The sequence below is a fragment of the Enterobacter sp. WP_7_1 genome, assembly GCF_003688535.1.
Lineage (GTDB): Bacteria > Pseudomonadota > Gammaproteobacteria > Enterobacterales > Enterobacteriaceae > Enterobacter > Enterobacter asburiae.
Genome location: NZ_REFK01000003.1, coordinates 506,408 through 526,187, shown reverse-complemented (window position 1 = coordinate 526,187; position 19,780 = coordinate 506,408). Strand labels below are relative to the sequence as shown.

Annotated in this window: 20 protein-coding genes; 7 read left to right on the top strand and 13 right to left on the bottom strand. The window is 61.8% G+C overall.

The annotated features are described in order from the left end of the window. Nucleotides 1-42: 42 nt before the first annotated feature. The 4 genes from BJ885_RS15765 to BJ885_RS15750 form a co-directional block, all read right to left on the bottom strand. Nucleotides 43-1,065, bottom strand: coding sequence for a HoxN/HupN/NixA family nickel/cobalt transporter (locus BJ885_RS15765; protein ID WP_121932287.1), 1,023 nt, complete (start codon nt 1,063-1,065; stop codon nt 43-45). A 1-nt stretch (nt 1,066) separates the two neighbouring features. After that, entirely contained in the window at nt 1,067-3,283 is a 2,217-nt protein-coding gene (gene hypF, locus BJ885_RS15760; RefSeq protein ID WP_121932286.1) for a carbamoyltransferase HypF, read from the bottom strand. A gap of 6 nt (nt 3,284-3,289) precedes the next feature. Beyond that, nucleotides 3,290-3,835: an electron transport protein HydN gene (gene hydN / locus BJ885_RS15755; protein WP_029739520.1), complete on the bottom strand. Its 546-nt coding sequence runs from the start codon at nt 3,833-3,835 to the stop codon at nt 3,290-3,292. Between the two features lie 134 nt (nt 3,836-3,969). Further along, on the bottom strand, nt 3,970-4,983 hold the full coding sequence (locus BJ885_RS15750; RefSeq protein WP_121932285.1) for a LacI family DNA-binding transcriptional regulator: 1,014 nt from the start codon (nt 4,981-4,983) through the stop codon (nt 3,970-3,972). A gap of 214 nt (nt 4,984-5,197) precedes the next feature. Here BJ885_RS15750 and ascF point away from each other — a divergent pair, with 214 nt between their 5' ends. Both ascF and BJ885_RS15740 read left to right on the top strand, forming a co-directional pair. Further along, nucleotides 5,198-6,649 carry a PTS cellobiose/arbutin/salicin transporter subunit IIBC gene (ascF, locus tag BJ885_RS15745; protein WP_121932284.1) on the top strand — a complete coding sequence of 484 codons (1,452 nt, stop codon included), beginning with the start codon at nt 5,198-5,200 and terminating at the stop codon, nt 6,647-6,649. Between the two features lie 18 nt (nt 6,650-6,667). Then, a complete protein-coding gene (locus tag BJ885_RS15740) occupies nt 6,668-8,092 on the top strand; it encodes a 6-phospho-beta-glucosidase (RefSeq protein ID WP_121932283.1) in 1,425 nt (474 codons plus the stop codon). An 86-nt stretch (nt 8,093-8,178) separates the two neighbouring features. Here BJ885_RS15740 and hycI read toward each other — a convergent pair whose 3' ends face one another. The 9 genes from hycI to hycA form a co-directional block, all read right to left on the bottom strand. Then, nucleotides 8,179-8,634 (bottom strand): hydrogenase maturation peptidase HycI, encoded by a 456-nt coding sequence (hycI, locus tag BJ885_RS15735; RefSeq protein ID WP_121932282.1) that lies wholly within the window; start codon nt 8,632-8,634, stop codon nt 8,179-8,181. Next, the gene (locus tag BJ885_RS15730; protein ID WP_029739525.1) at nt 8,627-9,037 is read right to left on the bottom strand and encodes a formate hydrogenlyase maturation HycH family protein; all 411 of its coding nucleotides are present in this window, start codon (nt 9,035-9,037) and stop codon (nt 8,627-8,629) included. Before BJ885_RS15730 ends, hycI begins: the two co-directional genes overlap by 8 nt. Next, complete coding sequence (locus BJ885_RS15725; RefSeq protein ID WP_047646240.1) at nt 9,034-9,801, bottom strand: NADH-quinone oxidoreductase subunit B family protein; 768 nt, start codon at nt 9,799-9,801, stop codon at nt 9,034-9,036. Before BJ885_RS15725 ends, BJ885_RS15730 begins: the two co-directional genes overlap by 4 nt. Then, nucleotides 9,801-10,343, bottom strand: a complete 543-nt coding sequence (locus BJ885_RS15720; protein WP_121932281.1) for a formate hydrogenlyase complex iron-sulfur subunit — start codon at nt 10,341-10,343, stop codon at nt 9,801-9,803. The genes BJ885_RS15725 and BJ885_RS15720 overlap by 1 nt, the downstream gene beginning before the upstream one ends. 9 nt (nt 10,344-10,352) lie before the next feature. Then, a complete protein-coding gene (gene hycE, locus BJ885_RS15715) occupies nt 10,353-12,062 on the bottom strand; it encodes a formate hydrogenlyase subunit HycE (RefSeq protein ID WP_121932280.1) in 1,710 nt (569 codons plus the stop codon). Between the two features lie 15 nt (nt 12,063-12,077). Beyond that, nucleotides 12,078-13,001, bottom strand: a complete 924-nt coding sequence (locus BJ885_RS15710; RefSeq protein ID WP_121932279.1) for a respiratory chain complex I subunit 1 family protein — start codon at nt 12,999-13,001, stop codon at nt 12,078-12,080. A gap of 1 nt (nt 13,002) precedes the next feature. Then, nucleotides 13,003-14,817, bottom strand: a complete 1,815-nt coding sequence (hycC, locus tag BJ885_RS15705; RefSeq protein WP_121932278.1) for a formate hydrogenlyase subunit 3 — start codon at nt 14,815-14,817, stop codon at nt 13,003-13,005. Further along, complete coding sequence (locus BJ885_RS15700; protein ID WP_029739531.1) at nt 14,814-15,422, bottom strand: 4Fe-4S dicluster domain-containing protein; 609 nt, start codon at nt 15,420-15,422, stop codon at nt 14,814-14,816. The genes hycC and BJ885_RS15700 overlap by 4 nt, the downstream gene beginning before the upstream one ends. A 70-nt stretch (nt 15,423-15,492) precedes the next feature. Continuing rightward, nucleotides 15,493-15,957, bottom strand: a complete 465-nt coding sequence (gene hycA, locus BJ885_RS15695; protein ID WP_121932277.1) for a formate hydrogenlyase regulator HycA — start codon at nt 15,955-15,957, stop codon at nt 15,493-15,495. Between the two features lie 211 nt (nt 15,958-16,168). Between hycA and hypA the strand changes: the two genes are divergently transcribed. The 5 genes from hypA to hypE are packed head-to-tail and all read left to right on the top strand — an operon-like array spanning nt 16,169 to nt 19,780. Continuing rightward, the gene (hypA, locus tag BJ885_RS15690; RefSeq protein WP_029739533.1) at nt 16,169-16,519 is read left to right on the top strand and encodes a hydrogenase maturation nickel metallochaperone HypA; all 351 of its coding nucleotides are present in this window, start codon (nt 16,169-16,171) and stop codon (nt 16,517-16,519) included. A gap of 3 nt (nt 16,520-16,522) precedes the next feature. Then, nucleotides 16,523-17,386 (top strand): hydrogenase nickel incorporation protein HypB, encoded by an 864-nt coding sequence (gene hypB / locus BJ885_RS15685; RefSeq protein WP_121932276.1) that lies wholly within the window; start codon nt 16,523-16,525, stop codon nt 17,384-17,386. Further along, nucleotides 17,377-17,649 (top strand): HypC/HybG/HupF family hydrogenase formation chaperone, encoded by a 273-nt coding sequence (locus tag BJ885_RS15680; RefSeq protein ID WP_023308975.1) that lies wholly within the window; start codon nt 17,377-17,379, stop codon nt 17,647-17,649. The genes hypB and BJ885_RS15680 overlap by 10 nt, the downstream gene beginning before the upstream one ends. A 2-nt stretch (nt 17,650-17,651) precedes the next feature. Continuing rightward, entirely contained in the window at nt 17,652-18,773 is a 1,122-nt protein-coding gene (hypD, locus tag BJ885_RS15675; protein ID WP_121932275.1) for a hydrogenase formation protein HypD, read from the top strand. Then, nucleotides 18,770-19,780, top strand: a complete 1,011-nt coding sequence (gene hypE, locus BJ885_RS15670) for a hydrogenase expression/formation protein HypE (RefSeq protein WP_121932274.1) — start codon at nt 18,770-18,772, stop codon at nt 19,778-19,780. Before hypD ends, hypE begins: the two co-directional genes overlap by 4 nt.

Below are 19,780 nucleotides of genomic sequence, written 5' to 3'. Positions count from 1 at the left end.
CCATTGAGGAAGTCGCGGAGGTTGCGCCGTGCAGTAGCCGGTTCAGGAACGTACCACCAGCGCGTCGTAGCCGCGCCAGCGGTAGTTGACCATGGAGATCAGCCAGCAGGCGACAAACAGCCCGACCACCACAAACCCGGCGTTGCCCAGGTTGTCGTTTACCGCGCCAATCAGATCCCACACGCCGCCGCTGAGGGCAAATTTGTCCATCAGCAGACCCAGCGCTTCCAGCCCGCCGATAAACAGCGCCACCACCACGGAGGTGCAGGTGATGGTCATGTTGTAGTAGAGCTTGCGCTGCGGCTTGTTGAACGCCCAGCCGTAGGCACCGACCATCAGCAGGTTATCGAGGGTATCCACCAGCGCCATGCCGCTTGCGAAGAGCGCCGGGAAGACCATGATTGACCACACCGACATCCCGCTTGACGCGCTGGCGGCAGAGATCCCCAGCACGCCAATCTCGGTGGCCGTGTCAAAGCCGAGGCCAAACAGGAAACCGACCAGGTACATCTGCCAGCTTTTATTCACCAGGCGGAAGGTTTTGCCAAACAGCCAGTTCATGACGCCGCCCTGGGCAGGGAGCATGATGTCGCCCTGCACGGGCCTCCCCTGTTTCAGCGCCTGAAAACTGCGCCAGACGCCGCGCAGGATCACCATGTTCACCAGCGCCATCGCCAGCAGGAAGGTGGCGGAAACCGCGGTGCCGATCAGGCTGCCGGTTTCGTGGAACCATTCCATGTTTTTCTGAAACGCCGTCGCGGTCGCGGCGATAGCAATGGAGGCCAACACCACGATGGTGGAGTGCCCCAGCGAGAACCACGCCCCCACGCCGGACGGACGTTTGCCCTGCTGCATCATCTTACGCGTCACGGTATCAATGGCCGCGATGTGGTCAGCGTCCACCGCGTGACGCAGCCCGTAGCACCACGCCAGCAGGCTGGCGGCCATCAGCGCCGTGCTGCCGCTAAAGGCGTGCCATGCCCATCCCCAGGCCAGCAGGTTTGCCATTACCAGAGCCAGCAGCAGAAGCGCGGCGCGAGGTTCATTGCGTAAGAGTCGTAACATTTTAAGTCCTTTGTGAACATGACCGGGCGGCGGCGATCGCCGCCTGCCCGAAGGAGATCGCTCCGTCACCTGCGGGCAGGCGCGATGGAAAAAGAAGCGTAAAGTCAGAAAGATAATGACGCAGGCGCGCGCGCAGCAGACGGTTGTGCAGCACGCCGCCGCTGAGACAGATTGTCGACAGCGACAGGCGTCGGGCATGGAGCGCGGCGAGTTCCGCCAGCCCTTTTGCCAGCGCGTCGTGAAACGCCCACGCGCGCTCGCAGGGATCCGCCTGCCAGGCCAGCCACTGCTGCCAGAAAAGCGCAAGGTTATCGACAGACAACGTCACCGGATGGTCGAGGCCCGCGCACTGCGAGGCCAGCGCTTCCAGCCGGCAGGCCGCTTCACCTTCCCAGGATTGGGTTTCAATACCCAGCGCGCAGGCGACCGCATCAAACAGGCGACCACAGGACGAGGCCTGCGGCGCGTTGATGCCGCGCCGGATCGCCGTTGCCAGCAGCGGCCAGTTTTGACGCTGAATCGCGCGCGTTTCCGGGTACTGCTGCCAGTCAGGGACAAACGCCAGGCAGTGGGCAAGCAGGTTGCGCCACGGCTGCCGCGCCGCCAGATCGCCCCCCGGCAGCGCAACGGCAGGCAGCCCGCCCAGACGCTCGCACGCGAGATAGCTCACCCGCAGGCACTCCCCGCCCCACAGCGCGCCGTTCTCGCCCATGCCGATCCCGTCCAGCGTCAGGGCGATAACGTCGCCGCCCTCACGCGGCCAGCCGTTCTCCGCCAGGCACGCCGCCGCGTGGGCGTGATGATGGAGCACGGTTTCGACCGGCAGCCCCTGCGCCTGCGCCCATTGTTGTGTGTGGTACCCCGGATGGGCATCGCACACCACGCGCTCAGGCTGGAAGGCGTAGATGTCCTGCATCGTCGAGAGCGCGGCGCGCCACTGCGCTTCGACACCCTCGTCGCCGAGATCGCCAAAATGCTGACTCAGCACCGCCTGGCTGCCACGCACCAGGCAGAAGGTGTTTTTCATCTCCGCGCCGGTGCATAGCATGGCGGGGATATTCTCAAAACCCGCAGGCAACGCGACGGCATCCGGCACAAAACCGCGCGCCCGGCGCAGCATCGCGCCGTCCCGATCCATCACTGAATCATCCATTCGTTGCAGGATATCGCGGTTGTGCAGCAGGAAGCCGTCCGCGATGTCGCCGAGTTCATCCAGAGCCTGCTGGTTGGTCATGGCAGGCGGTCTGCCGCTGAGGTTGCCGGAAGTCATCACCAGCGGGCGCTGGCAGTCCATCATCAGCAGGTGTTGCAGCGGATTGGCGGGAAGCATGATGCCAATACAATCGAGCCCGGGTGCAATCCCTTCGGGAAACGCGGGAAGCGAGGCTTTTGGGGCCAGCACAATTGGCGCTGCGCAGGAGCGCAACAGCGTCTGGATCGCCTCCGGCACGCCGTCCGCATTTGGGATCATCACCGCCAGCGGCTTCGCCGGACGCTGCTTGCGTGCCCGAAGCGCCGCGACCGACTGCGGATTACGGGCGTCGCAGACGAGATGAAAACCGCCCAGCCCTTTGACCGCGACTATGCCGCCGCTTTTCAGCATCGCCACCGCCGCACGCAGTGCCGCTTCACGGGTGGCAAGAGCGTCGCCCGCGCGCCATTCCAGCGCTGGCCCGCAGTCCGGGCAGGCTACGGGCTGGGCGTGAAAGCGGCGGTCAGCAGGGTTACGGTACTCCGCTTCGCACGTCACGCAGAGGGGAAATGCGGCCATTGACGTGGCCGGACGGTCATAGGGCATCGCGCGGATAATGGTAAACCGCGGCCCGCAGTGCGTGCAGTTGATGAACGGATAGCGATGGCGGCGCTCGGCAGGGTCGCGCATTTCAGCCAGGCACGCCGGACAGGTCGCGGCATCGGGGACAATCTGGGTGTCCATCGTCCCGCCCGCGCTGTGGCGGATGGTAAAGTCCTCCGGCACCTGCGCCCACGTAAACGGCTGCGTTTCAACGTGGTCAATGCGTGCCAGCGGTGGGCAGTCCTGATGCAGCCTCGCGGTAAAGGCCCCCCCATTACCCGCGAGGCGCACCAGCACGCCCTCTCCATCATTGCAGACGTCACCGGTCAACTGAAGCGCCTGCGCCAGCTGCCAGACGAAGGGGCGAAACCCCACGCCCTGCACCTTACCGCGCACGCGCAGCTGGACACCGTTACTGCTCATGGCGGATCAGAACAGCAGCGATGACGACGTGTCGAATGCCGCGCGACGGCGCTTTTCGGCACTCATCTGCTCAAGCTTGTCGCGATCCACGCAGACCAGCGCGTGCGTCGGGCAGGCTTCCATGCAGGCCGGGCCAGCATCGCGGTGGTAGCACAGGTCACATTTGTTGGCTTCGGCTTTGTCTGCACGTACGCTCAGCCCCATGCCGCTGTTGCGTACTACCGGACGAACAACCACCTCCATCGCGCCGTACGGGCAGGCAACCACGCAGGTTTTGCAGCCAATGCAGCGCTCCTGCATTACGTGCACAAAGCCTTTCTCACGTTTAATCGCCCCGTTCGGGCAGACGTTCGCGCACGGTGCATCTTCGCACTGGCGACAGATGGCGGCGGTAGAAATATTCACGCCTTTGATGACGTGGATGCGCGGCAGGAACGTGTCAGGGGTGAGCGACGCGCAGTCCTGCTCCGCCTGATGGGAAACCACGCACGCCACTTCACAGGTACGGCAACCAATACACTTACTGGCATCGGCCATAATAAAACGGTTCATCTGCTTCTCCAGCATTACAGTTATGCGCGGAGATATTCATAAACCGTGCCAATGATTAACTTATTGATTTTATATGAATTTAAAAATTGCGGCGGCGCTGTCATCGTCACTTATGACGATGACAGCTGTCGACATCAGCGGTGCGGGCCGTCAATAACGGAGTCGCGCAGGATAAGTTCGCCGGAGAAGGTTAGCTGATACTTAAACTCACCGCCGTCGAGCATGAAGATCAGGCGGCTGATGGTCTCTTTGATCATCTCCGTCACCGGAATACGCACGCTGGAAAGCGACGGCACGATGTAGGGCGCGATGGCCACGTCGTCAAAACCGATCACCGACACAGCGTCCGGCGCGGCCACGCCGCTGTCGTGCAGCTGCTTCATGGCGCCGATTGCCATATCGTCATTACTCGCCACCAGCGCCGTAAAGCGCTCGCCGCGTGCAAGCAGTTCGGAAACCGCCGCCGCGCCGCTGGCGGGGTTCCACTTCCCCTGCGCAATAAGGCCCTCGCGCAGCGGAATACCGTGCTGCGCCAGCGCGTCCTTGTAGCCGGAGAGACGCTCAACCCCGGTGGGAGAATCCAGCGAGCCGGTGATAAACGCTATCTCCCGGTGCCCTTTCGCAATCAGCTGCGACACCGCCTCCTGGCTGGAGGCTTTATGATCTGACCACACGCAGTGGCTGCTGTTTTTCCGCAGGCGGCGGTTGAGCACCATTATGGGCTGCTCGCACTTTTCAACGATCTCGTCCATCTCCTCGACGCTCAGGAATCGCGGATAGATGATCACCGCGTCGCAGCGCATATCGAGCAGGTACTGGATCGCCTCGCGCTCTTCATCCGCGCTGTGCTTGCCGTCCGCGAGGATCAGCTGCCGCCCCTTTTCTTCCGTCATGCGCGCGGCGTGAAATAGCAGTTCGCTAAAGTAGACGCCGTGATAGAGGGTGTTAGTCACCACCAGTCCCAGCGTCTGGGTACGTTTGGTTGCCAGGTTTCGCGCCAGCAAATTCGGGCGATAGCCGCTCTCTTCAATGGCCTGAAACACCCGGTCTTTGGTCTCCTGGCTGACGTAGCCATTTCCCGACAGCACCCGGGACACCGTGGCTTTCGAAACGCCTGCCCGCTTCGCCACTTCAAGCATCGTGGTCATATTATTATTCCGTCTGAATCTGATGGAGCGCAGTGTACTGCACTGCAAAAAAATTGTCGCAGCGGTGAAATCACGCTTTCGATACTCCATTGCGATCTGCATCACGAAACGAAAAAATGGTCAAAAAGCGATCTTGTTTCATTCACAGAAACTCATGATGATTATGTGGAACCGGTTTCCTACATGTCTCACAACAATAACAGGATCACATCCGATGGCCAAAAATTACGCTGCGCTGGCGAACGACGTTATCAGCGCGCTGGGCGGCAAAGAGAACATCGTCGCCGTCACCCACTGCATGACGCGTCTGCGTTTCGTACTGAAAGACGAAAGCCTGACCGACGCAGCGCGCCTGAAAAGCATCAGCGGCGTCCTCGGCGTAGTGCGCAACGACAACCAGTGCCAGGTCATTATTGGCAATACGGTTTCACAGGCGTACCGCGAAGTGGTGAGCCTGCTGCCCACGGACCTGCAGCCCGCAGTACCGGAAGGTCCGCAGAAGATGACCTTACGCCGAATTGGCGCCGGGATCCTCGACGCGCTGATCGGCACCATGTCCCCGCTGATCCCGGCGATCATCGGTGGCTCGATGGTCAAGCTGCTGGCGATGATCCTCGAGATGACCGGCGTACTGCCAAAAGGCGCACCGACGCTCACCATCTTGACCGTCATCGGCGACGGCGCGTTCTTCTTCCTGCCGCTGATGGTGGCGGCCTCGGCGGCGGTGAAATTCAAAACCAACATGTCGCTGGCCATCGCCATCGCGGGCGTGCTGGTGCACCCGAGCTTTATCGAGCTGATGGCGAAAGCCGCGCAGGGAGAGCACGTTGAGTTCGCCTTTATTCCGGTTACGGCGGTGAAATACACCTACACGGTGATCCCGGCGCTGGTAATGACCTGGTGCCTGTCATACATCGAACGCTGGGTGGATCGCATTACCCCGGCGGTGACGAAAAACTTCCTCAAGCCGATGCTGATCGTGCTGATTGCCGCCCCGCTCGCCATTGTGCTGATTGGCCCGCTGGGGATCTGGATCGGTAGTGCCATCTCCGCGCTGGTCTACACCATTCACGGCTACCTTGGCTGGCTCTCCGTCGCCATCATGGGCGCGCTCTGGCCGCTGCTGGTGATGACCGGGATGCATCGCGTGTTTACGCCGACCATCATTCAGACCATTGCCGAAACGGGCAAAGAAGGGATGGTGATGCCGTCGGAAATCGGTGCCAACCTGTCGCTCGGCGGCTCGTCGCTGGCAGTGGCGTGGAAAACCAAAAACCCGGAGCTGCGCCAGACGGCGCTGGCGGCGGCAGCCTCCGCCATTATGGCGGGGATCTCTGAACCGGCCCTGTACGGCGTGGCGGTGCGTCTGAAACGTCCGCTGATTGCGAGCCTGATCAGCGGCTTTATCTGCGGGGCGGTCGCCGGCATGGCCGGTCTTGCCAGCCATTCGATGGCGGCACCCGGGCTGTTCACCAGCGTGCAGTTCTTCGACCCGGCCAACCCGATGACCATCGTCTGGGTGTTCGGCGTGATGGGGCTGGCAGTGGTGCTGTCGTTTGTTCTGACCCTGCTTTTAGGGTTTGAAGATATCCCGGTTGAAGACGAGGCCGAAAAAGCGCGCGCCCTGCAGACCGCACCGGTACAGAGCAAAGCAGCAAAAGCATAAATTGAAAGCGAGGTAAGAATGTCTGTTTTTCCACAAGGATTTTTATGGGGCGGCGCGCTTGCCGCCAACCAGAGTGAAGGTGCTTACCGTGAAGGCGGCAAAGGACTGACGACTGTCGATATGATCCCCCACGGGGCGAATCGCCTGGCGGTGAAGATCGGTAAGGAAAAGCGTTTTTCGCTGCGTGACGACGAGTTCTACCCGAGCCACGAAGCGATTGATTTTTACCATCGCTATAAAGAAGACATCGCCCTGATGGCGGAGATGGGCTTTACGGTGTTCCGCACCTCAATTGCCTGGAGCCGCCTCTACCCGAACGGCGACGAACCGCTGCCGAACAAAGAGGGCATTGCCTTCTACCGCGCGGTGTTCGAGGAGTGCAAAAAGTACAACATCGAGCCGCTGGTCACCCTTTGCCACTTCGACGTGCCTATGCACCTGGTGACGGAATACGGCTCGTGGCGCAACCGTAAGATGGTCGATTTCTTTGCCCGCTACGCCCGCACCTGCTTTGAAGAATTTAACGGGCTGGTAAAATACTGGCTGACCTTCAACGAAATCAACATCATGCTGCACAGCCCGTTCTCCGGCGCGGGGCTGGTGTTTGAAGAAGGTGAAAACGAAGACCAGGTGAAATACCAGGCCGCGCACCACGAACTGGTGGCAAGCGCGCTGGCGACCAAAATCGCCCACGAGGTGAACCCGGAAAACCAGGTGGGCTGCATGCTGGCGGGCGGCAATTTCTACCCCTACTCCTGCAAGCCGGAAGACGTTTGGATGGCGCTGGAGAAAGACCGCGAGAACCTGTTCTTTATCGACGTGCAGGCGCGCGGCCGCTATCCGGCCTACTCCGCCCGCGTGTTCCGCGAGAAAGGCGTGGTGATTGTGAAAGATCCCGGCGACGACGAGCTGCTGAAAAACACCGTCGACTTTGTCTCGTTCAGCTATTACGCCTCGCGCTGCGCGTCGGCGGACATGAACGCGGGCAACACCAGCGCGGCGAACATCGTGAAGTCCCTGCGTAATCCGCATATTCAGGTGAGCGAATGGGGCTGGGGCATCGACCCGCTCGGCCTGCGCATCACCATGAACATGATGTACGACCGCTACCAGAAGCCGCTGTTCCTGGTGGAAAACGGCCTCGGGGCGAAGGACGTCATTGATGAAAACGGCGAGATCAACGACGACTACCGCATCAGCTACCTGCGCGAGCACGTCCGCGCGATGGGCGACGCGATTGAGGACGGCGTGCCGCTGATGGGCTACACCACCTGGGGCTGTATCGACCTGGTGGCCGCCTCAACCGGCGAGATGAGCAAGCGCTACGGGTTTGTGTACGTTGACCGCGACGACGCCGGAAACGGCACGATGGACAGAAAACGCAAGAAATCGTTCTGGTGGTATAAGAAGGTGATCGCGAGTAACGGGGCGGATCTCGAGTAGCCTGTTGCCCTCACCCCGGCCCTCTCCCACAGGGAGAGGGAGAGGGGTTTGGTAGGCCCGGTAAGCTTAGCGCCACCGGGCACTGCTCAGAGCTGAGAAAAACCTCCATCCCCAACCCACTCTGCAAGCCGTGAATAGACTACTTCCACTGCCTCTTTCACCGGCGGCGTCATCGGGTAATAAAACCCAACGATGTCCGGCTGAATTCCCAAAAACAGCACCTCGCCCACGTCGTCTTTAATCTGATCGACCAGGTAGTTCAGCGGCATATTGTGGGTGGTCATCATAAACATCTCGGCGATGTCGTCCGGGTCAATCAGTCGGATCTCACCGGGGTTGAGCCCCATATCGGTGGCATCGACGATTAACAGCCTGTCCGGGCGCAGCTCGCGTATGGCGACCACGTCGTTTTCCGGCGCGCTGCCGCCGTCAATCACCACCCAGCTGCCCTGCGGGTTCGCGGCGCACATCTCAGCCAGCAGCGGGCCCGCGCCGTCGTCGCCCATCATGCTGTTGCCGACACACAGTAAAACGTCAGTCACGTAATCTCCTCACCATCAGGTAGATGGCGCTCTCCTGATGAATATCGTGCAGCATGCTAAGCAGCGTTTTGCTCCACGCCTGCTGCCCGGGGGTTTGCCTGCCGAGCGCCGCGTCAAAGGCGTTGGCGAGCATCGCAATGTGGTTGGCGTCGATGACGATCTCGCCGTACTTCGGCACGCCCTCCATCTTGCGCCGCGCCGTACTGCCCTCCTCCAGCGTGGCGATCCACGCCAGGTACTCGGGCCACGGGCAGCTCAGCGCCGCCTCCAGGCAGTCAATCACCCCGAGGTGATGCCCAATCGCCAGGCTGTAATAGACCACCTGCTGCGCCGCGTCGGGCGTGGCATCGTTCTCATCAATAAACTTACGGCTCAGCTGGCTGAACACCACCGTTTCACTCATCGGATACGCGCCTCATCCACGATACTGTTCAGGTTCGCCACGATCTCATTGAGACGCGGATCGTTTTCCGCCTCCAGCCAGCGCGCCACCTGATGGTCGCCCTGGCTCAGCAGGCGCAGATAATCATCGGCAATCTGACGCCCGTAGCGATAGCCCGCCAGCCTGCGCGCCGTGCGGTCGATCTTCACCCGCAGCGGCTGCACCATGTCCGGGTGCAGGATGGCCGCAGGCCGGTTGTCCTGTTCGCCCGGCTCGCGCGCGTGGATTTTCTGCTCCAGCAGGCCAAGCGCCATCGCGAAGCCGTACAGCGTCGCGGCAGGCGTTGGCGGGCAGCCCGGAATGTAGACGTCCACCGGCACGATTTTGTCGGTACCGCCCCAGACGCAGTAAAGATCGTGGAAGATGCCGCCGCTGTTGCCGCAGGCCCCGTACGAGATGCAGATTTTCGGGTCCGGCGCGGACTGCCAGGCGCGCAGCGCGGGCGAGCGCATGGCGCGGGTGACGGCTCCGGTAAACAGCAGAATGTCCGCATGACGCGGGGACGGCACCACTTTGATGCCGAAGCGCTCGGCGTCAAACAGCGGTGACAGCGTAGCGAAGATCTCAATCTCGCAGCCGTTGCAGCCGCCGCAGTCCACGCGGTAGACGTAGGCCGAGCGTTTGATTTTTTTCAGCAGCGACGCCTTCATGCTGGCGATGGACTCCTCCACCGTCATCGGCACCGGAATGCCGTTAGCGTCGCGCGGGCCGAGTAAATTTTCCATCAGCTGGCCTCTCTCATATGGCGGGTGATATCAATGCGGTCGGACGGCAGCAGGCACTTCTGACGCTTGCACTCCGGGCAGGTTTCAAAGCTTTCGCGGTGATGCTCCGCGCGGGCGTCACCGTTGTGCTGCAGCAGCGCGATGGCGTAGTCGATCTCTTTTTGCACGGCGAACGGGCGCCTGCAGACGCGGCAGTTGCAGAGGTCAAAGCGCGACTGCTGCAGAAAATCCTCTTTCTTCCACACCGCCAGCTCGTACTCCTGCGACAGGCGAATGGCGACCGTCGGGCAGACCTCCTCGCAGCGGCCGCAAAAGATGCAGCGCCCGAGGTTAAACTGCCAGGCCAGCTCGCCGGTTTTGAGATCCGTTTCGACCGTTAAGGCGTTCGACGGACAGGCGTTGACGCAGGCCGCGCAGCCGATGCACTGCTGCGGGTTGTGCTCCGGCTTGCCGCGAAAGTTTTTATCCACCGGCATCGGCTCCTGCGGATAACGGCTGGTCTGCGTGCCGGTTTTGATCGCTTTTTTGATAAAGGTAAACATGGCGAGTCCTTATTTCAGCGGCGAGTTTTTACGCTCGATGCTGTAGCGCTCAAGCTCTTTGTACGGCACCACCTGGCTTTTCTTCTTGCGCACGTCCACCACGGTCATGCGGTCGGTGCAGGAGTAGCACGGGTCGAGGCTGCCGATGATCAGCGGCGCATCGGAAACCGTGTTGCCGCGCAGCATATAGCGCAGGGTTGGCCAGTTGGCGTAGGTGGCCGCACGGCAGCGCCAGCGGTAGAGCTTCTGGTTATCGCCGGTCATGCTCCAGTGGATGTCGTCCCCGCGCGGCGCTTCGGCAAAGCCGAGGGCAAAGCGGTTCGGAATGTAGGTGAAGCCCTCCACCATCAGCGGGCCGCCCGGCAGGTTATCGAGGCCGTAGTCGATCATGTTCAGGGCGGTGAACACCTCGTTGATGCGCACCTTGAGGCGCGAGATGACGTCGCAGCCCTGCTCGCTGTGCACGGTCATCGGCAGCAGGCCGTAGCCGACGAACGGGTGATCGGCGCGGGTGTCGCGGGCGTGGCCGCTGGCGCGCACCATCGGGCCGACGTTGCTGAAGTCGCGGGCGATCTCCGGGTCAAGGCGGCCGATGCCGACGGTGCGCTGCTCGATGTTTGGCGTGCTGAGCAGCATGTCCACCAGCTCCTGCACGTCGCGGCGCATCTGCTGCGCCAGCTGGCGGGTCTGGATCATGTCGTCCTTCAGCAGGTCGCGGCGGATCCCGCCGATCAGGTTCAGGCCGTAGGTTTTACGCGCCCCGGTGAGGATCTCCGCCATCTTCATTGACGCCTCGCGCACGCGGAAGAACTGCATAAACCCGGAGTCAAAGCCGACGAAGTGGCAGGCCAGGCCGAGGTTCAGCAGGTGCGAGTGCAGGCGCTCCACCTCCAGCAGAATGGCGCGGATCATCTGCGCGCGCTCCGGCACCACGATCCCCATGCCGTTCTCCACCGAGGTGGTGTAGGCGGTGCTGTGGGCGAAGCCGCAGATGCCGCACACGCGGTCAGAGAGGAACGTCACCTCGTTGTAGCCCATGCGGGTTTCCGCCAGCTTTTCCATGCCGCGGTGGACGTAGAACAGGCGGTAGTCGGCGTCGATGATGTTCTCGCCGTCGACGAACAGGCGGAAGTGGCCCGGTTCGTCAGAGGTGACGTGCAGCGGGCCGATCGGCACCACGTTGTTCTTTTTGCTGCCCAGCTCGTTGATGAATTCGTAGGTTTCGCTATCGGTGGTCGGCGCCGGACGCTGGCGGTAGTCCATGCTGTCTTTACGCAGCGGAAAGAGTTCGTCCGGCCAGTCGTCCGGCAGCACCAGGCGGCGCTCGTCCGGCAGGCCGACCGGCACCAGGCCGTACATGTCGCGCACTTCGCGCTCGCCCCAGACCGCGGCAGGCACGCGCGGCGTGACGGACGGGTATTCCGGCTTATTCGGGTCGACTTCGACGCGCACGGTGAGCCAGCACTTTTCGCCCTGCTCCATCGACATTACGTAGTACACCGCATAGTTGCCGCACAGCTGGCGCTCGTCGTTGCCGAACAGCACCGACAGCCAGCCGCCCTGCTGGTAATAGAGAAACTCCACCACTTCCGGCAGATAGTTCACCTTAATGGTGACGGTTATCTGGTCTTTGGTTTGCCAGGACTCCTCCAGCACCACGCCGGGGAAAGCCTGATGTAACGCGGCGAGATACTGCTGACCTTTCTTTTCTTCAGACATAAATACTCTCTTTAATCACGCCACCAGCAAGGAGACGAACGCTAAAAATGCAAAACCAAAACCGGCCCAGGTGATGCGCGACGTTTCCACAAAACGCAGGCGCGCCATGCTGTTTTCAAACAGGGCAATCACCAGCACGCCGACCAGCAGCTTGAGGGCGGCAACAACAACCGCCAGCACCAGACCGGCCGCGGAGAAGTGCGTCATCTGCCCCCACGGGAAGAAGACGCCGACAAACATCTGCAGCACCACCAGCTGTTTGAGGCTGATGCCCCACTTCAGCACCGCGAAGCCGTAGCCGCTGTATTCGGTAAGCGGCCCTTCCTGCAGCTCCTGCTCGGCTTCCGCCAGATCGAACGGCAGTTTGCCCATCTCAATAAACGTGGCGAACGCGCAGGCGCAGAGCGCCAGTACCAGCGGGATCGAGCGCGCCACCGGCCAGTGGTAAACGGTGTGGGTGATAAAGCTGATGTGGGTTGAACCCGCCACCTGCGCGGCGACCCACAGCCCCAGCAGCAGGATCGGCTCGACCAGCACGCCGAGCATCGCCTCGCGGCTGGCGCCGATGCCGGTAAACGGGCTCCCGGTGTCCAGGCCCGCAATCGCAAAGAAGAAGCGGGCGATGGCGAAGAGGTAGATAAGCGTGATCAGATCGCCAAGCACGGGTAGCGGCGACGCCACCGTCACCACCGGCAGCGCGGTGGCGATGGTCAGCATGACGCCCACCATCACAAACGGCGTCAGGCGGAAAACCCAGCCTGCGGCATCCGGCGCGACGCTCTGACGGGAGAGCAGTTTAAAGAGATCGCGGTACTCCTGGAGCACCCCGGGCCCGCGACGGTTATGCATCCGGGCGCGCGCCACGCGCGTAATGCCCGACAGCAGCGGCGCAGCGGCGAACAGCACCAGCGCCTGAAGAATTGCCAGTAACAGACTCATGTCAGGCTCCTCGTGAAATCACAATGACCACCAGCACCGCCAGCTCGATGACCGCCAGACGGCGGAACAGCACGGGCGCGGCGGCACTCTGCCAGCCGGGTACCCAGCCCACCGGGTTCAGCCAGTGGCGCAGCTTCAGCACGGCGGCGAAGTTCTCCTTCACCGGCATGGCGAAACCGTGGGCGGTGATGACCATCGACTGTTCGTGTTCGTAGCCGCAGGCCCACGCCGCACCGCGCGCGCGGGAGGCGAGCCGGTCGCGTTTGAAGAACAGCATCAGGACGAGCGGCAGCAGCGGTGCGCCAATCAGCAGCAGCGCGATCATCGGCTGAGAGACGGTGGTATTCGCCACGGTCAGCGGCAGCGGAATGGCGTTGCCCAGCAGCGGCAGCAGCCACGGCGCGGCGACGCCGCCCGCGATGCAGCACAGCGCCAGCGCGACCACGCTCACCCCCATCAACAACGGCGCGCAGCAGGCATTTTCCGCTTCGCGGGTGCGCGGCGCGCCGAGGAAGGTGACGCCATAGACTTTCGCCATGCACATCACCGCCAGCGCCCCGGTAATCGCCAGCCCGACCGCCAGCAGCGGGCCGAGCAGTCGCGCGATAAAGAGATCGCTCTGACCGAGCGCGAAGAAGGACTGATAGATCACCCACTCCCCGGCAAAGCCGTTCAGCGGCGGCAGCGCGGCCATAGCCATCAGCCCGACCAGCATCGCCAGTGAAATTACCGGCATCTTTTTGCCAATCCCGCCCAGCTTTTCGATATCCCGATGACCGGTGCGGAACCAGACGCTGCCCGCGCCGAGGAACAGGGTGCTTTTAAACAGGCTGTGGTTGACGAGGTGATACAGACCGCCGATAAAACCGGCGGCAATCAGCGCCGGATGATTGAGCGCCAGCCCGGTCACGCCCGCGCCAATGCCGAGCAGGATGATGCCGATGTTTTCCAGCGTATGGTACGCCAGCAGGCGCTGGATGTTGTGCTCCATCAGCGCGTACAGGCCGCCGACGAACGCGGTGATCATGCCCGCAATCAGCAGCACGACGCCCCACCACAGCGGCGGCTGTCCGCCGGTCAGCGTAATCGCCAGAATCCCGAACAGCCCCACTTTCATCACCACCACAGAAAACAGCGCAGCGGCGGGCGCGGAGGCATTCGCATGCGCCTGCGGCACCCAGCCGTGCAGCGGGATGATGCCAGCGAGCAGGCCAAAGCCGATCGCGCCCAGCAGCCAGACGTCGTTCCCCAGCGGATGGCCGTTGAGCGCAGCGAAGTCCAGCGTGCCAAAGCGTTGCCACACCAGCCAGCAGGCCAGCGCCAGCAGCAGCGTTCCGAGGCGTCCCAGCGCAAACCACAGCTTGCCGGAGGCGCTGCACCCCGTCAGGAACACGCCGCACAGCGCCATGATTTCCGCCATCACCACCAGCGCGCCGAGGTTGCTGGCGATAACGGTGCAGACCGCCGTCGCCATCAGCAGGTTAACCAGCAGGCCGTTGGCTTTAGCGTGCGGATGGCGGTGCCAGTCGATATTGAACAGGCTGATAAACAGCCCGCACAGGCCAAACGTCACCAGCCAGATGGCGTTCAGCGGCGTGATCTCAACCGTGTGGCGAATCAGCGGCATTACGGTTTCTGCGGACTGGCCACCGAGCAGGACAACGCCGCCTGCTGCCAGCGTCATCAGGCTAGCGACCGCCCCGCAGAGCCCGGCGATCGCGCCGCTCAGGGTTTTATGGAATGAGAAGATCAGCGCCAGAACAGCGGCGCCAGCAAAACAGGCTACCGCGCTGGTAATCATCATCGCCGCGTTCATTTCGCCCCCTCGTTAAGCGCCTGTAGCAGAGAAAGGTCGCCAAAATCACTGTTGATGGTCAGCTCGCGTTTACGCTTGCTGGTACGGGCGATGTCGCGAATGTTAACCAGAATCAACGCCTTAGTCGGGCAGGTGCGCACGCAGGCCGGGCCCTGTTCATCGAAGCTGCACAGGTCGCATTTCACCGCAACGGCACGGATGCCGGGCACCCAGTCCAGCAGCGTGCTTACGCGTGCAGGCGCCGGTGGCGCGGGCGGGGCTTTTGGCGAGTTGGCGTTCGCCGGAATATGCAGCGGACGGCTGCCGGAAAATTCAATCGCGCCGAACGGGCAGGCAATGCCGCACAGCTTGCAGCTTACGCACAGGCTTTCGTTCAGCTGGACAGCGCCATCAATTCGGGTGATGGCATTCACAGGGCAGACGCCCGCGCAGGGGGCGTCTTCACAATGATGGCAGAGCTGCGGGGCAGACTCTTTTTCATTACGCATGACGTGCAGGCGCGGCATGGACTGCAGCCCATGCAGGCGATGCGTTTCCGAACACGCCGCCTCACAGGTTCGACAGCCAATACAGACCGTCGAGTCGGCAATTACAAAACGGTTCACCGGGTTATCCTCGGGTGATAGTCATTTTTGACGAAAAACTGTCTTGTCGACACTTCTCGACACGCAGGAGTCAGACCACGTTCGCTGAGGCATTTCCATCCATCAGCTGCTTCAGGTTGACCGGGAGATCGTGCTCAACGGCGGCGTACAGGCCGTTATAGACCGGCGCGATTTTTTCCAGATAGTGCTCCAGCACCTGCTGGCGATCGCGGTTGCTGACGTGGCCGTCCACCATGCCGTCGGCCATCAGCTGCGCCTTCGCAATACACTGTTTTTCGCCGTCTTTTGTCTCGAGGTGGTACTCAATGGTGTGGCTGTTGAAGTTATCCGCCAGGGTAACGTTGATGGTGAAATGGCCGAACAGGACGAAGCGCATGTCGCCCTGCGCCGCGCAGCTCATCGCGTGGTGAAGGCGCGCTTTCGAGAGGGTTATGCCCTGAACCAGAGAGTTGCAGTAGAGGTGCCACTGGTCCTGCAGCTGCTGATGACGCTGCGCGATATAATCCGCTTTTTCGCTGATTTCCCAAATAGTCATAGAAGGTATCCGTTTAGTGGAGATAGCGGCTGTTAAGCAGATTCCATGCCAGTTTTTATCCTCATGATTTTAAATGGGTTTAATTGCAAAACCGCTGTCAGCGCCGCGGTGTCGACGTGTCATTTCGACAGCGTTGACATCGTCACGCCTTAACAAAAATCAAGCTGGCACCGTTATTGCATTCAATGGCGCAATTCATTGAGGAGGCGTCATGCACGAAATCACCCTCTGCCAGCGGGCCCTGGAGCTTATCGAACAGCAGGCAGTGCAAAACCACGCGAAGCGCGTCACCGGCGTCTGGCTGAAGGTCGGGGCATTTTCCTGCGTCGAGACCAGCGCCCTGAATTTCTGCTTTGAGCTGGTGTGTCGCGGCACGCTGGCGGAAGGCTGCGAACTCCATATTGAAGAGCAGCAGGCGGAGTGCTGGTGCGAGCAGTGCCAGCAGTACGTCACCCTGCTGTCATCGAAGGTTCAGCGCTGTCCACAGTGCCAGAGCACCGGTCTTCGCATCGTGGCGGACGACGGCATGCAGATCCAACGCCTCGAAATCGAGAAGGAGTAAAGTATGTGTAGCACCTGCGGTTGCGCCGAAGGCAACCTGTATATAGAAGGGGATGAACACCGTCCCCATTCCGCGTTTCGCTCCGCGCCCTTTTCGCCTGCCCCACGCCCTTCTGCGGCACTGACCGGTATCACTTTCGCTCCGCAGCGCTCCGCTGCGGGCGATCTGCACTACGGCCACGGCGAAGCGGGTACCCACGCGCCGGGCATCAGCCAGCGCCAGATGCTGGAGGTGGAAATCAACGTGCTGGACAAGAATAACCAGATCGCCGCCCGCAACCGCGCGCGCTTTGCCGCCCGCAAACAGCTGGTGCTGAACCTGGTCTCCAGCCCCGGCTCCGGCAAAACCACGCTGTTAACGGAAACGCTCAAACGCCTGAACGGGCGCGTCTCCTGCGCGGTGATCGAGGGCGACCAGCAAACCGTTAACGACGCGGCGCGCATTCGCGAAACCGGCACGCCGGCGATTCAGGTCAATACCGGCAAAGGCTGCCACCTGGATGCGCAGATGATTGCCGACGCCGCCCCGCGCCTGCCCCTGGCGGATAACGGCATTCTGTTTATTGAAAACGTCGGCAATCTGGTCTGCCCGGCGAGCTTCGATCTTGGCGAACGACACAAGGTGGCGGTGCTTTCGGTGACCGAAGGCGAAGACAAGCCGCTGAAGTACCCGCATATGTTTGCCGCCGCCTCCCTCATGCTGCTGAACAAAGTCGACCTGCTGCCGTACCTGAACTTCGACGTGGATAAGTGCCTGGCGTATGCCCGTGAAGTGAATCCGGAGATTGAAATCCTGCTGGTCTCCGCCACGCGCGGCGACGGCATGGACGCCTGGCTGAACTGGCTGGAGAGTGAACGATGTGCATAGGCGTACCGGGACAAATCCATTCCATTGACGGGAACCAGGCCAAAGTGGAGGTCTGCGGCATCCTGCGCGACGTGGACCTGACGCTGGTGGGCAGCAGTGATGAAACGGGCGCATCGCGTCTCGGCCAGTGGGTGCTGGTCCACGTGGGGTTTGCCATGAGCGTAATTAACGAAGCGGAAGCCCGCGACACGCTGGATGCCCTGCAAAACATGTTCGACGTGGAGCCTGACGTGGGCGCGCTGCTGTACGGCGAGGAGCGTTAATCATGCGTTACGTTGATGAATACCGCGCGCCGGAGCAGGTGCTGCAGCTTATCGGGCACCTGAAAACGCGCGCGTCGCTGCTGGACTACACGAAAGAGAGACCGCTGCGGATCATGGAGGTGTGCGGCGGACACACGCACGCCATCTTCAAATTTGGCCTCGACCAGCTGCTGCCGGAGAACATCGAGTTTATCCACGGCCCCGGCTGCCCGGTGTGCGTGCTGCCGATGGGGCGCATCGACAGCTGCATTGAAATTGCCAGCCAGCCCGACGTCATTTTCTGCACCTTTGGCGACGCGATGCGCGTGCCGGGGAAAAACGGCTCGCTGCTGCAGGCAAAAGCGCGCGGAGCCGACATCCGGATCGTCTATTCGCCGATGGATGCCCTGACGCTGGCAGAGAATAACCCCACGCGCAAGGTGGTGTTTTTTGGCCTGGGATTTGAAACCACCATGCCCGCTACCGCCATCACGCTGCAGCAGGCGAAAGCGCGCGGCGTCGAGAATTTTTTCTTCTTCTGCCAGCACATTACGCTCATTCCCACGCTGCGCAGCCTGCTGGAAGAGCCGGAAAACGGGATAGACGCCTTTCTGGCGCCGGGGCACGTCAGCATGGTGATTGGCACAGACGCCTACGGTTTTATCGCTGAACAGTACAATCGTCCGTTAGTGGTCGCTGGTTTCGAACCACTTGATCTACTGCAAGGTGTGACCATGCTGGTTGAGCAGAAAATAGCGGCCCTGAGTGCAGTGGAAAACCAGTACCGCCGCGTGGTGCCGGATGCGGGAAATGAACGGGCGCAGCAGGCGATAGCCGACGTGTTCAGCGTTGAGGGCGACAGCGAATGGCGTGGTCTGGGGCTGATTGCCGAATCCGGCGTGCACCTGACGTCAGCCTATCGCGCGTTCGACGCCGAAGCGCATTTCCGCCCGCAGCCGCAGCAGGTTTGCGACGATCCCCGGGCCCGCTGCGGCGACGTGCTCACCGGTAAATGCAAACCTCATCAATGCCCGTTATTTGGCAATACCTGTAACCCGCAAACGGCGTTTGGCGCGCTGATGGTCTCCTCCGAAGGGGCGTGTGCCGCGTGGTATCAGTATCGCAACCAGGAGAGTGAAGCATGAATACGGTTGAAATGGCGCACGGCAGCGGCGGGCTGGCGATGCAGCAGCTGATTAACCGGCTGTTTATGGCGGCCTTTAACAACCCCTGGCTCGCCGAACAGGAAGACCAGGCGCGCATTGACCTCGCTACCCTCACCGCCCAGGGCGACAGGCTGGCCTTCTCCACCGACAGCTACGTGATCGATCCGCTGTTCTTCCCCGGTGGTGATATCGGCAAGCTCGCCGTCTGCGGCACGGCCAACGACGTGGCGGTCAGCGGTGCCGTTCCGCGCTACCTCTCCTGCGGGTTTATCCTCGAAGAGGGGTTACCGATGGAGACGCTCACGGCAGTGGTCAACAGCATGGCGCAGACCGCGCGCGAGGCGGGGATAGCGATCGTCACCGGCGATACCAAAGTGGTACAGCGCGGCGCGGCCGACAAGCTGTTTATCAACACCGCTGGCATGGGGGCGATCCCCGCCGATATTCACTGGGGCGCGCATCGGCTTAGCGTGGGCGACGTGCTGATCGTGACCGGAACGCTGGGCTGCCACGGGGCGACCATCCTTAACCTGCGCGAAGGCCTGGGGCTGGACGGGGAACTGCGCAGCGACTGCGCGGTGCTCACCCCGCTGATTCAGACCCTGCGTGCCGCGCCCGGCGTGAAAGCCCTGCGGGACGCCACGCGAGGCGGCGTGAATGCCGTAGTTCATGAGTTTGCGGCAAGCTGCGGGTACGGGATTGAACTCACCGAGCGCAGCCTGCCCGTTAAGCCTGCAGTTCGCGGACTGTGCGAACTGCTGGGCCTTGACCCGCTCAACTTCGCCAACGAAGGCAAACTGGTGATTGGCGTTGAACGCGCGGCCGCGGAAGCCGTTCTTGAACAGCTGCGGGCTCATCCGTCAGGGAAAGAGGCTGCGATGATTGGTGAAGTGGTTGAGCGCAAAGGGGTGCGCCTGACCGGGCTTTATGGCGTGAAGCGGACGCTTGATCTGCCGCACGCGGAACCCTTACCCCGTATTTGCTAG

Coding starts and splice junctions, on each gene's coding strand:
- BJ885_RS15740 (WP_121932283.1), top strand. CDS start 6,668: ATGTCTGTTTTTCCACAAGGATTTTTATGGGGCGGCGCGCTTGCCGCC.
- hydN (WP_029739520.1), bottom strand. CDS start 3,835: ATGAACCGTTTTATTATGGCCGATGCCAGTAAGTGTATTGGTTGCCGT.
- hycC (WP_121932278.1), bottom strand. CDS start 14,817: ATGAACGCGGCGATGATGATTACCAGCGCGGTAGCCTGTTTTGCTGGC.
- hypB (WP_121932276.1), top strand. CDS start 16,523: ATGTGTAGCACCTGCGGTTGCGCCGAAGGCAACCTGTATATAGAAGGG.
- hypE (WP_121932274.1), top strand. CDS start 18,770: ATGAATACGGTTGAAATGGCGCACGGCAGCGGCGGGCTGGCGATGCAG.
- hypA (WP_029739533.1), top strand. CDS start 16,169: ATGCACGAAATCACCCTCTGCCAGCGGGCCCTGGAGCTTATCGAACAG.
- hypF (WP_121932286.1), bottom strand. CDS start 3,283: ATGAGCAGTAACGGTGTCCAGCTGCGCGTGCGCGGTAAGGTGCAGGGC.
- BJ885_RS15730 (WP_029739525.1), bottom strand. CDS start 9,037: ATGAGTGAAACGGTGGTGTTCAGCCAGCTGAGCCGTAAGTTTATTGAT.
- ascF (WP_121932284.1), top strand. CDS start 5,198: ATGGCCAAAAATTACGCTGCGCTGGCGAACGACGTTATCAGCGCGCTG.
- BJ885_RS15720 (WP_121932281.1), bottom strand. CDS start 10,343: ATGTTTACCTTTATCAAAAAAGCGATCAAAACCGGCACGCAGACCAGC.
- hycA (WP_121932277.1), bottom strand. CDS start 15,957: ATGACTATTTGGGAAATCAGCGAAAAAGCGGATTATATCGCGCAGCGT.
- BJ885_RS15710 (WP_121932279.1), bottom strand. CDS start 13,001: ATGAGTCTGTTACTGGCAATTCTTCAGGCGCTGGTGCTGTTCGCCGCT.
- BJ885_RS15680 (WP_023308975.1), top strand. CDS start 17,377: ATGTGCATAGGCGTACCGGGACAAATCCATTCCATTGACGGGAACCAG.
- BJ885_RS15765 (WP_121932287.1), bottom strand. CDS start 1,065: ATGTTACGACTCTTACGCAATGAACCTCGCGCCGCGCTTCTGCTGCTG.
- BJ885_RS15725 (WP_047646240.1), bottom strand. CDS start 9,801: ATGGAAAATTTACTCGGCCCGCGCGACGCTAACGGCATTCCGGTGCCG.
- hycE (WP_121932280.1), bottom strand. CDS start 12,062: ATGTCTGAAGAAAAGAAAGGTCAGCAGTATCTCGCCGCGTTACATCAG.
- hypD (WP_121932275.1), top strand. CDS start 17,652: ATGCGTTACGTTGATGAATACCGCGCGCCGGAGCAGGTGCTGCAGCTT.
- BJ885_RS15750 (WP_121932285.1), bottom strand. CDS start 4,983: ATGACCACGATGCTTGAAGTGGCGAAGCGGGCAGGCGTTTCGAAAGCC.